This window comes from Tenacibaculum halocynthiae (assembly GCF_964512825.1).
Taxonomy (GTDB): domain Bacteria; phylum Bacteroidota; class Bacteroidia; order Flavobacteriales; family Flavobacteriaceae; genus Polaribacter; species Polaribacter halocynthiae.
In genome coordinates this window covers 154,049-168,359 of record NZ_CAZELG010000016.1, presented here as the reverse complement: position 1 = coordinate 168,359, position 14,311 = coordinate 154,049, and the positions used below count along the sequence as shown (strand labels likewise).

16 protein-coding genes are annotated in these 14,311 nt (G+C 29.8%); 10 read left to right on the top strand and 6 right to left on the bottom strand.

Features of this window, described 5'->3' with window-relative positions; all coding sequences use genetic code 11:
* Nucleotides 1-57 precede the first annotated feature (57 nt).
* The 6 genes from ACKTTQ_RS05910 (at nucleotide 58) to ACKTTQ_RS05885 (ending at nucleotide 2,283) form a co-directional block, all read left to right on the top strand.
* Nucleotides 58-240 (top strand): hypothetical protein, encoded by a 183-nt coding sequence (locus ACKTTQ_RS05910; protein WP_093869924.1) that lies wholly within the window; start codon nucleotides 58-60, stop codon nucleotides 238-240.
* A gap of 242 nt (nucleotides 241-482) precedes the next feature.
* The gene (locus ACKTTQ_RS05905) at nucleotides 483-626 is read left to right on the top strand and encodes a hypothetical protein (RefSeq protein WP_176974369.1); all 144 of its coding nucleotides are present in this window, start codon (nucleotides 483-485) and stop codon (nucleotides 624-626) included.
* Nucleotides 627-1,120: 494 nt separating this feature from the next.
* Nucleotides 1,121-1,312, top strand: coding sequence for a hypothetical protein (locus ACKTTQ_RS05900; protein ID WP_093869925.1), 192 nt, complete (start codon nucleotides 1,121-1,123; stop codon nucleotides 1,310-1,312).
* A 208-nt stretch (nucleotides 1,313-1,520) separates the two neighbouring features.
* On the top strand, nucleotides 1,521-1,730 hold the full coding sequence (locus ACKTTQ_RS05895) for a hypothetical protein (protein ID WP_147239423.1): 210 nt from the start codon (nucleotides 1,521-1,523) through the stop codon (nucleotides 1,728-1,730).
* A 68-nt stretch (nucleotides 1,731-1,798) separates the two neighbouring features.
* Nucleotides 1,799-2,011 carry a hypothetical protein gene (locus ACKTTQ_RS05890; protein ID WP_093869927.1) on the top strand — a complete coding sequence of 71 codons (213 nt, stop codon included), beginning with the start codon at nucleotides 1,799-1,801 and terminating at the stop codon, nucleotides 2,009-2,011.
* Between the two features lie 119 nt (nucleotides 2,012-2,130).
* Entirely contained in the window at nucleotides 2,131-2,283 is a 153-nt protein-coding gene (locus ACKTTQ_RS05885) for a hypothetical protein (RefSeq protein WP_158530868.1), read from the top strand.
* Nucleotides 2,284-2,362: 79 nt separating this feature from the next.
* Here the strand turns inward: ACKTTQ_RS05885 and ACKTTQ_RS05880 are convergent, their stop codons facing one another.
* From ACKTTQ_RS05880 to ACKTTQ_RS05860, 5 genes are read right to left on the bottom strand one after another with little or no spacing between them, the layout of a single operon-like run.
* Nucleotides 2,363-4,327 carry a protein-disulfide reductase DsbD family protein gene (locus tag ACKTTQ_RS05880; RefSeq protein ID WP_093869928.1) on the bottom strand — a complete coding sequence of 655 codons (1,965 nt, stop codon included), beginning with the start codon at nucleotides 4,325-4,327 and terminating at the stop codon, nucleotides 2,363-2,365.
* 11 nt (nucleotides 4,328-4,338) lie between these two features.
* Nucleotides 4,339-5,664, bottom strand: coding sequence for a tRNA lysidine(34) synthetase TilS (tilS, locus tag ACKTTQ_RS05875; RefSeq protein ID WP_408048653.1), 1,326 nt, complete (start codon nucleotides 5,662-5,664; stop codon nucleotides 4,339-4,341).
* A gap of 13 nt (nucleotides 5,665-5,677) precedes the next feature.
* The gene (locus ACKTTQ_RS05870) at nucleotides 5,678-6,499 is read right to left on the bottom strand and encodes an alpha/beta hydrolase (RefSeq protein WP_299135928.1); all 822 of its coding nucleotides are present in this window, start codon (nucleotides 6,497-6,499) and stop codon (nucleotides 5,678-5,680) included.
* A gap of 3 nt (nucleotides 6,500-6,502) precedes the next feature.
* Nucleotides 6,503-6,736 (bottom strand): CIA30 family protein, encoded by a 234-nt coding sequence (locus ACKTTQ_RS05865; protein ID WP_299135927.1) that lies wholly within the window; start codon nucleotides 6,734-6,736, stop codon nucleotides 6,503-6,505.
* A gap of 24 nt (nucleotides 6,737-6,760) precedes the next feature.
* The gene (locus ACKTTQ_RS05860) at nucleotides 6,761-8,071 is read right to left on the bottom strand and encodes an anthranilate synthase component I family protein (RefSeq protein ID WP_299135926.1); all 1,311 of its coding nucleotides are present in this window, start codon (nucleotides 8,069-8,071) and stop codon (nucleotides 6,761-6,763) included.
* 119 nt (nucleotides 8,072-8,190) lie between these two features.
* On the opposite strand from ACKTTQ_RS05860, the gene ACKTTQ_RS05855 reads away from it, so the two are divergent.
* From ACKTTQ_RS05855 to ACKTTQ_RS05840, 4 genes are read left to right on the top strand one after another with little or no spacing between them, the layout of a single operon-like run.
* On the top strand, nucleotides 8,191-9,417 hold the full coding sequence (locus ACKTTQ_RS05855; RefSeq protein WP_408048652.1) for an Nramp family divalent metal transporter: 1,227 nt from the start codon (nucleotides 8,191-8,193) through the stop codon (nucleotides 9,415-9,417).
* 1 nt (nucleotide 9,418) lies between these two features.
* On the top strand, nucleotides 9,419-10,150 hold the full coding sequence (gene pxpA, locus ACKTTQ_RS05850; protein WP_408048651.1) for a 5-oxoprolinase subunit PxpA: 732 nt from the start codon (nucleotides 9,419-9,421) through the stop codon (nucleotides 10,148-10,150).
* Complete coding sequence (gene pxpB, locus ACKTTQ_RS05845) at nucleotides 10,143-10,874, top strand: 5-oxoprolinase subunit PxpB (protein WP_408048650.1); 732 nt, start codon at nucleotides 10,143-10,145, stop codon at nucleotides 10,872-10,874. The genes pxpA and pxpB overlap by 8 nt, the downstream gene beginning before the upstream one ends.
* Nucleotides 10,867-11,712 (top strand): 5-oxoprolinase subunit C family protein, encoded by an 846-nt coding sequence (locus ACKTTQ_RS05840; RefSeq protein WP_408048649.1) that lies wholly within the window; start codon nucleotides 10,867-10,869, stop codon nucleotides 11,710-11,712. The genes pxpB and ACKTTQ_RS05840 overlap by 8 nt, the downstream gene beginning before the upstream one ends.
* A 40-nt stretch (nucleotides 11,713-11,752) precedes the next feature.
* On the opposite strand, the gene ACKTTQ_RS05835 is transcribed toward ACKTTQ_RS05840, so the two are convergent.
* A complete protein-coding gene (locus tag ACKTTQ_RS05835; protein ID WP_408048648.1) occupies nucleotides 11,753-14,203 on the bottom strand; it encodes a sodium-translocating pyrophosphatase in 2,451 nt (816 codons plus the stop codon).
* Between the last annotated feature and the right edge of the window lie 108 nt (nucleotides 14,204-14,311).

The following is a 14,311-nucleotide window of genomic DNA, read 5'->3' as shown; positions in this document are numbered from 1 at the left end:
TAAACCTTGAGTGTCTTAAAATGATCAAGGGATATTAAATTATTAAATTTTTTAACCATGAAAAAACAAATTTTAAATCTAGGAAAAACATTAAATAAAGTAGAGCAAAAAGAAATCAACGGGTCAAAAGCAGCTGTCGGTGGTTGTATAGGATCTGGAGGTCTTTGTCATAGGACAGGGCCAGGTCCAAAATGCTGTTCAGGTAAATGTAATGGCCGTCAGTGGGGTATTTGTGGATAGTACAGAGTTTAGTCAATTATAAAAAGAGATATACTCTTTTTTATAAATTCATGACACAAGTAACTCAAAACTTATTAATATTAAATGAAGAATCATAAGTTATTTACTCAACTTGAAGATTCACTTGAGTAATACTTTATTATTAATTGTAATTTATTAAAATATTCTCTCGCAAAGGATAGACATAAACCTTGAGTGTCTTAAAATGATCAAGGGATATTAAATTATTAAATTTTTTAACCATGAAAAAACAAATTTTAAATCTAGGAAAAACATTAAATCGAATAGAGCAAAGAGAAGTTAATGGAGGTAGAGCTCCTGAATGTTGTATTGATTGGAATCCAGTTGAACGCCATTGTTATAAATGGGATAGAAACTGTAGGTAAATAAAAAAAAACAAACAACTAGATTGGATTTTCTAGTTGTTTGTTGTAAATTAATGGCCCTTAACTAAATAAAGAATGTCTTGTTGTTTGATTATAATATTTAAACATTGACATTATTGATAATAAAAGCATAGCTTTTAAATAAATTAAAAGCGGTACTACTATGTTTTATATAAATTGATTGTATGGGTTTTAGCTTAAAGCTACTATAGCAACAACTATTTATTCGGCAAAACTTATTGAAAAAAAACTCTTCAGAGTTATGAAATGATGGATTTTTATTTAATGATTGTAAATTCTAATTAAATAAAATAGTAAGTTATTTTACTACTACTACTACAAAAATTTGACGTAAATATTTTAATCTCGATTATTATTAATAGAATAAGCTCTTTTAATTATAAGGGTACATAATATTCATTCGCGAAGAATAGACACAAGTCTTGAGTGTCTTTAAATGTTCAAGAAATTATTAATTACTAAATTTTTTAATTATGAAAAAACAGATTTTAAAGTTAGGAAAAACCTTAGATAGGTCTGAACAAAAACAAATAAATGGAGGAACAGGATGCGTTGTGTATACTCCAGCAAAATGTTTTGGGTGTGGAGGATTTTCTTTACCAAATGGATGTTGTTTAGGATCATATGAAACACATGCTTGTTTGGGTGAAATTGTTCCACAATAGAGAGTATATCAATTATTATTTTTAAGTATAATCCATCCTAGGTTTAATATTTGTTAAGGATATTAAACCTAGGATAAAATACTTTATATAAGTCAATTGATTTATTTCATGTGCAGTAAATTATTGATTATTCCTAATAAGGAGATGGTGTGCATCTTGAACGTCTTAAAAAACGAGAATTATTAAACTATTAAATAAAAAATTAAAGATGATGAAGAATAAAGTTTTTGGTTTAGGTAGAAACTTAAGTACTAAAGAACAAAAAGAGATTAATGGAGGTATCAGTAATTGTGGTTATTATGCTAGAATTAACCTTTGTTTTGCAGATAATGACCCTTATTGTATTCCTTGTAATCAAATAGGTAGTTATCCTGGAGCAAGTTCTTGTAATAATTTAGATAATGGGTGCTTTGAGTAACATAGTGCTCAAAAGATAAATGTCAATCAATTTAAATAGATAAAAAAAATAATATCTTTTTTAATAAAATGAATAAACAAATATTAAGTGTAGGGATAGTCTTAACCAAAGCTAATCAAAAAGAAATAAAAGGTGGTAATAATGGAACATTTCATTATCCTCAATGTAAATGTGATGCTCATGGAAATATAATTAATGCACCATGCGACGGTGGTTGTATTCGTAAAGAGGAAGAACCTCCTTTAGAAAGTATTTGTGATGTGTATCCTGATTTTTGCTAAGTTTTAGCTTTTAATAAAAAGAGTAATTGCTCTAAATTCATTTCTCTCGTAATATATAGACACATGCCTTGAGTGTCTTAAAGTGTTCAAGGATTAACAAACTATTTAATTTTACAATTATGAAAAAACAAATTTTAAATTTGGGAAAACCGTTAACAAAAGAAAAACAAGTTCAAATTAATGGAGGTAGAAAACAATGTAAACCACATAGCGTATGTATAGATTATGGTAGGCATTGTGCTGAGTTAGAATGCGTGTTTGGACCTTTTTAAATAGTTAGTTTTTTAAAATTATCCATTAAAAAAGCCTCTTTTTAAAAAAGAGGCTTTATTTTTATTATAAAATATATAGTTAATTACCCTTGTAACGGTCTAAACCAGACTTTAACCACTTAAGATAAGTGTCCTTGTCAGTATACTGTTCAGGAGTATTTAATATTTCTAAATCAGGGCTTAATGATACATAGAATGGTTGAGATGCAGTTTTGAAATTTGCAATCTGCAATGTAGCCCATTTATCACCATAAGTTCTAATTCTTTTTACTTTACCATTAGGTTTAATGTAGTCAAATTGTTCATCTTCAGGTAACATTCTTTCATTATCATCTACATATAATGAAATTAATACATAATCATTACTTAATACCGAGTAAACGTCTGGTTGACTCCAAATGTTTTCTTCCATTTTTCGACAGTTCACACAAGCCCAACCTGTAAAATCTAATAAAATAGGTTTGTTTACAGATTTAGCATAAGCAACACCTTCATTAAAATCTTTAAAACAATTTAGGTTTAAAGGACATTTATTATCTTGTTGATATATACTGTGAAACTGAGGAGGTGCAAAACCACTTAGTAACTTACTTTGACTCCAAGCTGGTTTTTCCATAACACCAGGAGCTAAGTATACAGCAAGACCCAAAGAACAAATACCTAAAAGAACTCTGAAAAGAGAAATTTTGCCGTATTTCTTGCCTATAAATCCAAATAGATATAAAGCCATTAATAGAGCTAAAAGTGTCCAAATACCAATGAAAACTTCACGCTTTAATAAATCCCAGTGTCCAACTAAATCAGCATTTGATAAGAATTTAAATGCAAAGGCAAGTTCTAAGAAACCTAAAATAACTTTTACAGTATTTAACCATCCTCCTGATTTTGGTAGTGAGTTTAACCAACCTGGGAACATAGCAAATAAAGCAAAAGGTAAGGCTAATGCTACACCAAATCCAGTCATACCAGCTGTTAATTGCATTGCTCCTCCACTAGAAGTTAAAGAACCTGCTAATAATGACCCTAAAATAGGACCAGTACAAGAGAAAGAAACTATAGCAAGAGTTAAAGCCATAAAGAAAATTCCTATAATACCTCCTATACTAGAAGCACTATCAGCTTTATTACTCCAAGAACTTGGTAAAGTTATTTCGTAGAAACCAAAAAATGATCCAGCAAAGAATATTAATACAGCAAAGAAAAATACGTTTAACCATACATTCGTAGATATATTATTTAATATTTCTGGATCTAATGTGTCTAAGTAATGGAAAGGAACACTTAATAAAGCATATATAAGAATAATAAAGAATCCATATAGTAAAGCACTTCCTAATCCTTTTCCTTTTTGTTCTGTTTTCTTTGTAAAGAAAGATACAGTTAAAGGAACCATAGGGAAAACACAAGGAGTTAAAAATGCTAGTAATCCACCAACAAATCCTAATAAGAATATATTAAGTAAACTACTGTCTTTATCGTCACCAGCTTTATCAGTTGAACTTTTAAGTAAAACAGTGTTTTTTAAATCTAATTTTAATGACTCTGATAAAGATTTACTTTTGTCACTAACTTCAGCTACAGTTTGTTCTACAGCTTCTCCAGTTAAAGAAAACGTAAAATCTTCATCAAATGGCAAACAGTATTCTTTACAAACCTGCGCATCTAAGTTAAGTGTTATTTGAGTTAAAGATGTGTCAGTAATAGTTATACGCTGTACTATAGTAGCTTCATCTACAAAGAAAACTTCATCTTTTCCCCAAATTTCACTAAATTCAGTTTCGGTTTCACTTTCTTTAGCTTTTCCACTTATCGTGTACCCTGACTCACCTTCAGCGGGTGTTATTGTCATTGGTAAAGAAGCGTCTTCCGGATTGTATTGGGAGTACAGGTGCCAATCTTCAGCAATTGTTATGTTGAAGATTAAATCATATTCAGTATCTGAAACTTTTTCAACTGTTGGGTTAACCAATATTGGGTTATCATCAGTTTGGGAGAAAGTAACGAAACCTATAAAAAATAAAATAAGAGTAAAGAGTTTTTTCATTCTATAATTGTTTACAGGGGTTTATATATACTTATTTGCAACATATTGATAGTTTTGTCTGATGGTAGAAAACGCCTGTCTTGTCGTTTCCCTAAAATCCATATTATTTCATTTTTACCAGAACAAAGTATCCATATATTTTGTTTTTCAATTAGTGATAATTTTTCATCCTTAAAATACTTACTAACTTTTTTTTTACCAAGCATTCCTTTAGGGTAAAAAAAATCACCATCATTCCACTTACGCAGAGTGAGGGGGTAATTTAGTGAATTTTTATCAACATAAATAGTATTTTTGTCTAAAGATGTTGTTTTTTGAACGTTTTTAAATAATAAATTTATTGGATAACTGACTTTTGAATCATTACTATTTATTCTAACTAGTTGATTTTCAGTATTTATAAATTTATCAGAGGGTAAAAGTAATAAAAAATCTCTGTCTTTCAACAATGTATGTGATTTTGTTGTTAGTACTTTTCCTGTTTGAGTGTAAATTAAATTAAAAACATCATTCCATTCTGTAAAACCGTATTTTTTAAATAAATGATATAAATAGGCTTTTGGATTGGTGAATTCTTTTATTTTTTTGATGTTGAATTTTATTATTTCACCATCATATGAAATTATCTCTAAGGATTTTTGTTTTATGGTATCATCGATAATTTGTTGACCTTCTTGAAGAAAAGTACTAGTATTATTAAAAGAATTTATAAGATTAGGATTAATTTCTTTTAAAACAGGAATTACGTTATGTCGTATTTTATTCCTTATATATTTTGTTTCTGTATTGCTAATGTCTTCTCTCCATTCAATGTTTTTTAACGTTGCGTAATTTAAAATTTCTTCCCTTGAAAATTTTAATAAAGGACGTATGATTTTACCATTTATAGGAGGGATTCCTGTTAATCCTTCTAAACCAGTTCCACGAGTTAGATTAATAAGGAAAGTTTCTAAGTTATCATTGGAATGATGTGCAGTTGCTACATAATCAATTTTTTGTTCTTCTAATAATTTAAAAAACCAATTGTAGCGTAACTCTCTAGCCGCTAATTGTGTTGATAATTTGTTTTTATTTTGATACTCTCGTGTTGAGAATTTTATAGTAAAAGTGTCTATATTAAATTTGTCTCCGAGCTTTATTATGAATTGTTCATCTAAATCACTTTCATTTTCTCTTAGTTGAAAATTACAATGAGCTAAAGTGATATTATAGTTTAACTTATAAAGTAAATGAGTTAGAACAACACTATCAACTCCACCAGAAATCGCTATAAGTATTTTTTTACCTTCTAAAAAAGGAAAACTTGAAGTAAGATGTTGTTTAAATTTATTGACCATTGATACTAATAAATTAAACTTGTTGGTTTAGCCAATCAACAATGTTTTGTAGCATTTCTTCTTTACATAAATCATTGTGTAATTCATGATAACCATTTTCATAAAGTTTCAAAGTAGTTGTGTTTGAATTTTCAGCAAAAGCTTTAGTTCCTTTGTAATCAATTATTTTGTCTTCAATACCATGTAATAAAAGCATTGGTGTTTTTAGTAAAGAAGCATTATTGATAGCCCATTCTCCAGAGTCTATAAAAGTTAAAGAAAAGTTTGGGCTAATTTTGTCATGTACCAGAGGATCGTTAATATATTTCTTAACTTCATTTGCATCTCTAGAAATATCATTAGGATCTAATTCATTACCTAAAGTTATCGATGGAGCTATTTTTTGCATGATTTTCCCAAGAGAAATTTTCCATTTTGGTGGTTGAAAAGCTAATTTTAAAAAGGGGCTAGTAGCAATCACACCTTGTAAATTATGTTTTTTACGTAACGTGTAATTAATTACAGCATTACCTCCCATGGAATGACCATATAAAAAAACTTTTTTGTTTCCAAAAATGTCTTTGGCTTTATCAATTAATTTTGAAATGCTTTCTAAAACAGCATTGTAATTAGGATTATGACCTCTTTTGCCAGTTGTTTTACCATGTCCAAAATGATCAAAAGTTATTACTCCAAAATCATTATCAGTTAGTTTTTTAGCAACGTGAGTGTAGCGTCCAGAGTGTTCTCCCATCCCATGAACAATTACTACTATAGCTTTTGTTTTTTCGGGTTTCCAAAATTGACCAAAAAAATTAGTTTTATGATAATTGAAATTAAACTCTTGATGTGTCATAAATTATTGTTTTTGCAACCATTGTCTAATCTCTTTTCTTAAAGATTGTTCTGGTCTTGGTAGTGGAATTGTTCTACCAAATTGTTTACTTCGTTTAAATTTTGAGAATGTAATTTTTAGTTGTTTCCAATCTTCAGGATATGTTTCTAAAAACATATTAAAAAAACTTTGTTCATTAGCTATTCCTTCAATTTTAGAAAGTACATGATTAAATTTCTTCTCTTGCTCTATGATCATATTTTTTAGTAAATATAAGTAAAACTACTTTGAGTTAAGTAAAACGTATTTCATTGCTTTTGCTTTTAATAAGCATTCTTCATACTCTTTTTCAGGAATTGATTTAGCAGTAATAGCTCCTCCTACTGAATAAGAAACGTATTTTTCATCAGCGTTATATAGAATACTACGAATTACAACATTGAAATCAAAATCACCTTCAGGGGTAAAATACCCAACAGTTCCTGAATATAACCCTCGTTTAGTTTCTTCTAATTCTTCAATGATTTTCATAGCAGATACTTTTGGAGCTCCGGTCATACTTCCCATTGGAAAAGTATCTTTGATAACATCCACAGGATGTGTTGTTGAATTTATTTCAGAAACGATTGTTGAAATCATTTGATGTACTTGCTTAAACGAGTATACTTTACATAATTCTTCAACGATAACACTTCCTTTTTTAGCTGTTTTTGATAAGTCGTTTCTAACTAAATCAACAATCATGATATTCTCAGAGCGTTCCTTTTCATCACGAGCTAAATCAAAAGCAATTTTATCGTCATCTATTTTGTTAATTAAACGTTTGGCCGTGCCTTTTATCGGTTGAGAAATAATTTTAGTACCTTCTTTTTTAATATACCTTTCAGGGGTTGCTGATAATAAATAAAGATTCTCATGTTTAAAGAAAGTAGCAAAAGGAGGTTCAGAAATTTCGTTTAAATGAGTATATATATGATGAGGATCAATATTGGTGTTTTCTGCATAAAATTCTTGACAAAAATTAGCCTCATAAATATCACCTCGATGAATATGTTTTAATACTTGAGAAACTTTTTTATGGTATTCGTCTTTATGAATTCTAAGTTTTATTTTAATATCATTTTCTAGCGATATGTCTTTATTGGGTAGATTAATGTTTGTTTCAAAAATTTCTTCATAATCCTCTTCTAATTCATCATCAATCATTTGTAAATAATGAAATTCAACTGTATTACCTTTTATGAAAATTATTTTTTGAGGTTGAAAAAAATACAAATCAGGAAAATGAAGGCCATCGAAATTTTTAGAATGTAGTTTTTCTACATTGTTTTTAACATCATAAGAAATATATCCAAATATATAATCATTAGTATACGATTGGTATTCTTTTAATTTATTAAAAGCTTCATGATAGTCAGTTTTGATAGCTGTAAACTCATCAACAGCAAGAGCACTATCAAAAGAGCTATATGTTTGATCATGGTTATTAGAATCTAACCAAATTGAAGTTTCAAATTGTTTAGCCCAAAGAAATAGTTGTTTTTTAAATACTATTGGGTTTTCTATTGAAAATTTACGAATTACTCTTAACATTATGCAAAAATAAGAAACCGAATAGAAACTTAAATGTAATACGGGTTTTTCTTGTGGATTATCTTTAAAACTATAATTAATACTTTATAGCTACATTTATAGCTGTTAAAAAGTATTTTATGATTAAAAATTGGCTTAAAAACATAGGTCCAGGAACTTTAGTTGCGGCTGCTTTTATAGGTCCAGGAACTGTAACACTATGTACGTTAGCTGGAGTTAATTTCGGAATGAATTTATTGTGGGCTATGTTGGTGTCAATTATAGCCACAATTATATTACAAGAAATGGCAGCTAGATTAGGGATTATTTCTCAAAAAGGACTTTCTGAAGTTATTAGAAGTGAGATTAACAATCCTTTTTTAAGACACATAATAACAGTTTTAATTTTATCAGCAATAGTAATAGGAAATGCTTCTTATGAAGCAGGGAATATTAGTGGAGGAATTTTAGGTTTAGAAACCGTTTTTGGGAAAATGATATTAGAAATTGGAGGTGTTTCAATTAACTTTATGAGTGTTTTTATAGGTGTGATTGCTTTTGCATTGTTATTTATTGGCAACTATAAGTTTTTAGAAAAAACATTGATAACCCTAGTTTTACTAATGAGTTTTTCTTTTTTAATTACTGCATTAATAACAAAACCCAATTTAGTAGAAATATTAAAAGGGTTGTTTGTTCCTAAATTTCCTGAAGAAAGTTTACTAATTATTATAGGTTTAATAGGTACTACAGTAGTTCCGTATAATTTGTTTTTACATGCATCTTTAGTTAAAGAAAAATGGAAAACAGCTGATGAGTTAACTTTGGCAAAAAAAGATACTATAATTTCTATAATTTTGGGAGGATTAGTGTCAATAGCAATTATCATTTCTGCTGCATCAATCCAAACTAATAGTGTTGGGAGTGTTACAGATTTAGCAAAAAGTTTAGCGCCTTTATATGGAGAGTTTGCAAAATATTTTTTAGCATTAGGAATGTTTGCTGCAGGAATAACATCGGCAATAACAGCTCCTTTAGCTGCGGCTTATGTTGCTAAAGGTTGTTTAGGTTGGAGTGGTGGATTAAAATCTAATAAATTTAGAATGGTCTGGATATTTATATTGTTTCTGGGAGTGTTGTTCTCTTCATTTGGGATTAAACCGATTGAAATTATAAAATTTGCACAAGTAGCTAATGGAATGTTGCTGCCAGTAATAGCAGGTGTGTTATTGTGGATAATGAATAAGAAATCTGTGTTAGGTAAATACAGTAATACAAAAACTCAAAATATTTTTGGGATTATTATACTTGTGTTTAGTGTTTTTTTAGGGGTTAAAAGTATACTAAAAGTACTCAATGTTTTTTAATATGAAAATAGATATAAATTGTGATGTGGGTGAAGGTGTTGGTAATGAGGAGTTGTTAATGCCTTACATATCATCTTGTAATATTGCATGTACAGCTCATGCAGGTACTACTAAAACAATTGATACTGTTATACATTTAGCAAAAGAAAATAATGTTAAAATAGGAGCGCATCCTTCATTTCCAGATAAAGAAAATTTTGGAAGAAAAATAATGGATATTTCTACTATAGAGCTTCAAAAAAGTGTTGAGTGGCAAATTAACGTACTTAAAGAAAGAGTAAAGATTCAAAAAAGTGAATTGAATCACATAAAATTTCATGGAGCTTTATACAATTTAGTAGCTAAAAATAAAGAAATAGCTGAAGTAGTTATTCAGTCAATATTAAAAGTAAGTCCAGCTACTTTTTTATATGTTCCTTTTAATTCTAAAATAGCTGAGATAGCAGAAAAAGAAAATATTAAAATTAAGTATGAAGCATTTGCTGACAGAAATTACAATGATGATTCAACGTTAGTTTCTAGAAGTCTATCTAATGCTGTTATAACAGATAAAAGTGAAGTTTTTAATCATGTTTTTAGAATGCTCTCATTAGGAGAATTGAAAACAGCTAATGGAAAATTGATAAAAATAAAAGCAGATACTTTTTGTGTGCATGGAGATACTGAAAATGCGATAGAATTAGTGAGTTATATTTATAAATCAATGCAGAAAAAAGGAATTACTATTGCTTAAAGTATTATCATATAAACCATTTGGAGTAAAAGCTATTTTGATAGAGTGGGAGGCTAGAATTAGTACTGTTATTTTAAATGACATCATTAATTTTAAAACTAAAATTAGTTTTTCAAAAAATGATGTTTTAGATGATTGTATTGTTGGGTATCATTCATTAACTCTTGTTTATAAAGAAAGAATCAATGATTTTTTAAGAGAAGTAGAGTCGTTGAAGAGATTAAGTTTAATAGAAGATATAAAGAATAGTACAGAGAAATATATTTGGGAGATACCAGTTTGTTATGATCTTCAGTTTGGAATTGATTTAGAAGAAATGTCTAGAGTAAAAAATATAACTATAGATGAAATTATAAAGTTTCATACTCAAAGTTTATATACTGTATATTTTATTGGTTTTTTACCTGGTTTTTTATATTTAGGAGGATTAAACAAAATACTTTATATGAACCGTAAAGCTACACCAAGGTTAGAGGTTTTTGAAGGAGCTGTTGCTATAGGAGGAAATCAAACAGGTGTTTATCCATCTAAAAGTCCAGGAGGATGGAATATATTAGGAAAAACTCCAGTTTTGTTTTTTAATCATAATAATAGTACTCCATGTTTTGCTAAATCAGGAGATAAAATTCGTTTTAAGTCTGTTAACTTAGAAGAGTTTAAAAAGCTTGAAAAAGAAATAAAAAATGGGAACTATATACCTGTAAAAGAAATAATTTATGATTAAAGTTTTATCTGCAGGTTTTTATACAACTATTCAGGACTTAGGAAGGGTTGGATATGGAAGTTTTGGCTTGCCAATCTCTGGAGCTATGGATTTTTATTCAGCTAAACTTTCAAATTTTTTACTAAATAATAATGTTAATGATGCAGTGTTAGAAGTTGTTTATGGTGGATGTAAATTATTGTTTGAAAATGATACTATTGTAAGTGTAACTGGTGCAGATTTTTCAGTTAAAATAAATGAGAATGAAGTGACTATGAATACAGCTTTGTTTATTGAGAAGGGAAGTGTTTTGTCTTTTGGAAAAAGAGGTTATGGAGTGAGAACTTATATTGGGGTTAAAGGAGGAATTCGTTCTGAAAAGTTATTTGGAAGTAGGAGTATGTATAAAGGCATAACATCTAGTTTTAAAATTAATAAAGGAGTACAATTGCCAATTATTCAATTGGGTAAAACAAATGAAAAAAGTTTTTCAAAGATAAAAATAGATGGAAGCTTTTTTTTGTCTAAAAATATAGAATGTAATGAAGGTCCTGAATTTAGTTTATTATCTAAAAAAGAAAAAATGAATTTATTTAGAATGATATTTACAATTTCGTCAGATAATAATAGAATGGGATACAGGTTAGAAGAAAAAATTAATAATACTTTGCCTTCAATGTTAACATCTGCAGTTTTACCAGGAACTGTTCAGTTAACACCATCAGGAACACTTATTGTTTTAATGAAAGATAGTCAAGTTACTGGTGGATATCCAAGGGTTTTGCAATTAACTGAAGAAGGAATAAGTAAATTAGCTCAAAAAACAACGGGAGACCGTTTTCAATTTAAAATAGTATAAAAAAACCTCGCAATGAGCGAGGTTTTTTTATACTATGAAATTAACTTTTGTTTTTTGGTTTATGAAGGATTACCATTTTTTGAGTTTCTCCTTTAGAGCTGTCTAATTTAAAATGCTTTTCTCCATGAATTCCTTTTCCCTTCATGTTTTCAATCTTATTTTCAACCTCTTCCAAGGAACCTTCAATTATTTCTTTTTTAGTTTTTTCAAAACCATTTTCTGTGTAAGTTGTTGTAATAACTGCTTTAGCTAAATCATCACTTTTAACAGTAAGATTAACTTCTTTTTTTATTTTTTCTGAAGCATGACTGTCAGTGGTTGAGTGTCCTCCTAATATTGGAGCAATTACTAATCCTATTAAACATGTTAACTTAATTAAAATATTCATAGATGGTCCTGAAGTGTCTTTAAATGGATCACCTACTGTATCACCTGTAACTGCAGCTTTATGTGCGTCAGAACCTTTGTATGTCATTTCTCCGTTGATTTCTACGCCAGCTTCAAAAGATTTTTTTGCATTGTCCCAAGCACCTCCTGCATTGTTTTGGAAAATAGCCCATAATACACCACTAACAGTAACACCAGCCATATAACCACCTAGCATTTCAGCAATCGCCATGTTGTTCATTCCAAAAATCATAGGAACGAAAGCGATAATTAAAGGGAAACCGATAGTTAATAATCCTGGTAACATCATTTCTTTTAAAGAAGCTTCGGTAGAAATAGCTACACATTTGTCATATTCAGGTTTACCAGTACCTTCCATTATACCTGGAATGTCTTTAAATTGACGACGAACTTCTTGTACCATTTCCATTGCAGCTTTACCAACAGCGTTCATAGCTAAAGCGGAAAAAACAACAGGTACCATACCTCCAACAAATAACATAGCTAATACTGGAGCTTTAAAAATATTAATACCATCAATGCCTGTAAAAGTAACATAAGCAGCAAATAAAGCTAATGAAGTTAATGCAGCAGAAGCAATAGCGAAACCTTTACCCGTTGCAGCAGTTGTATTACCAACTGAATCTAAAATATCTGTACGTTCTCTAACGATTGGTTCTTGCTCACTCATTTCAGCAATACCACCAGCATTATCAGCAATAGGCCCAAAAGCGTCAATAGCTAATTGCATAGCAGTTGTAGCCATCATAGCAGAAGCAGCTAATGCAACTCCATAAAAACCTGCGAAAGCATAAGATGCCCAAATAGCACCTGCAAATAATAATACAGAAGGAAATGTAGATATCATTCCTGTAGCTAAACCAGCTATAATATTTGTTCCTGCACCAGTGCTAGATTGTTGTACTATCTTTAAAATAGGCGATTTCCCTAATCCTGTATAATATTCGGTAACAGAAGAAATAACTGCTCCAACTATTAAACCAACAAGGGTAGCGTAGAAAACTCTCATAGAAGAAATTTCTTGCAATCCTTCTCCAAAAAACTCCATGTTCATTGTTTCTGGTAACATCCATGTTACAAGTCCATAGCAAGAAATAGCAACTAAAGCGATAGATGTCCAGTTTCCTTTGTTTAAAGCTCCCATTACTTGAGACTCTTTAGCATCATTACTTTTTATTTTAACAAGCATTGTTCCAATAATAGAAATAATGATTCCAGCCCCAGCAATTGCCATAGGTAATAAAATAGGACCTATTCCGCCAAAAGCATCAGAAATAGAACCTCCCATGTCTTTAATCACATAGTTACCTAAAACCATTGCTGCTAAAACTGTAGCAACATATGACCCAAATAAGTCAGCACCCATTCCAGCAACATCACCAACATTATCACCAACATTATCAGCAATTGTAGCAGGGTTACGAGGGTCATCTTCAGGAATACCAGCTTCTACCTTACCAACTAAGTCAGCACCAACATCAGCTGCTTTTGTATATATACCTCCACCAACACGAGCAAATAAAGCTATAGATTCAGCACCCAAAGAAAAGCCTGCTAAGGTTTCTAAAACTATTGTCATGTCCATTGTATTTGTCCATGAGCCCCCCATAAAAAAGTGAAAGAAGAAGATGAAAAATGCAGTTAAACCTAAAACAGCCAAGCCTGCAACACCTAATCCCATTACGGTACCTCCATCAAATGATATTTTTAGAGCATTTGGTAAACTAGTTCGTGCTGCCTGAGTTGTTCTAACGTTAGTTTTTGTAGCTATTTTCATTCCTATATTTCCTGCATAGGCAGAAAAAACGGCTCCAAATATAAAAGCGACAACGATTAACCAGTGGGTTGTAGGTACAATGAAGGAAACAATTGCTAGTAATACACTAACAATTATTACGAATATTGCTAAAAGTCTATATTCTGCGTTTAAAAAGGCTAAAGCTCCTTCGTAAATATGATCTGAAATTTCTTTCATTTTTCCATCACCTGCATCCTGTTTCATCACCCAAGCCTTTTTAAAGACCATATAAATTAAACCTAAAGATGCCATTATTATTGGCATCCAAATCATCATTGATTCCATATATTATTGTTTGATTAGTTAATTAATGTTCGTAAATATAACAAAATCAGCGACTAATAAAAAAGCCTTTCAGAACTAACTGAAAGGCTTAATGTATTTTTGAAGAAA

Bases quoted from the DNA above. Each gene is read 5' to 3' on its own strand.
- ACKTTQ_RS05910 (WP_093869924.1), top strand. From the start codon at position 58: ATGAAAAAACAAATTTTAAATCTAGGAAAAACATTAAATAAAGTAGAG.
- ACKTTQ_RS05905 (WP_176974369.1), top strand. From the start codon at position 483: ATGAAAAAACAAATTTTAAATCTAGGAAAAACATTAAATCGAATAGAG.
- ACKTTQ_RS05900 (WP_093869925.1), top strand. From the start codon at position 1,121: ATGAAAAAACAGATTTTAAAGTTAGGAAAAACCTTAGATAGGTCTGAA.
- ACKTTQ_RS05895 (WP_147239423.1), top strand. From the start codon at position 1,521: ATGATGAAGAATAAAGTTTTTGGTTTAGGTAGAAACTTAAGTACTAAA.
- ACKTTQ_RS05890 (WP_093869927.1), top strand. From the start codon at position 1,799: ATGAATAAACAAATATTAAGTGTAGGGATAGTCTTAACCAAAGCTAAT.
- ACKTTQ_RS05885 (WP_158530868.1), top strand. From the start codon at position 2,131: ATGAAAAAACAAATTTTAAATTTGGGAAAACCGTTAACAAAAGAAAAA.
- ACKTTQ_RS05880 (WP_093869928.1), bottom strand. From the start codon at position 4,327: ATGAAAAAACTCTTTACTCTTATTTTATTTTTTATAGGTTTCGTTACT.
- tilS (WP_408048653.1), bottom strand. From the start codon at position 5,664: ATGGTCAATAAATTTAAACAACATCTTACTTCAAGTTTTCCTTTTTTA.
- ACKTTQ_RS05870 (WP_299135928.1), bottom strand. From the start codon at position 6,499: ATGACACATCAAGAGTTTAATTTCAATTATCATAAAACTAATTTTTTT.
- ACKTTQ_RS05865 (WP_299135927.1), bottom strand. From the start codon at position 6,736: ATGATCATAGAGCAAGAGAAGAAATTTAATCATGTACTTTCTAAAATT.
- ACKTTQ_RS05860 (WP_299135926.1), bottom strand. From the start codon at position 8,071: ATGTTAAGAGTAATTCGTAAATTTTCAATAGAAAACCCAATAGTATTT.
- ACKTTQ_RS05855 (WP_408048652.1), top strand. From the start codon at position 8,191: ATGATTAAAAATTGGCTTAAAAACATAGGTCCAGGAACTTTAGTTGCG.
- pxpA (WP_408048651.1), top strand. From the start codon at position 9,419: ATGAAAATAGATATAAATTGTGATGTGGGTGAAGGTGTTGGTAATGAG.
- ACKTTQ_RS05840 (WP_408048649.1), top strand. From the start codon at position 10,867: ATGATTAAAGTTTTATCTGCAGGTTTTTATACAACTATTCAGGACTTA.
- ACKTTQ_RS05835 (WP_408048648.1), bottom strand. From the start codon at position 14,203: ATGGAATCAATGATGATTTGGATGCCAATAATAATGGCATCTTTAGGT.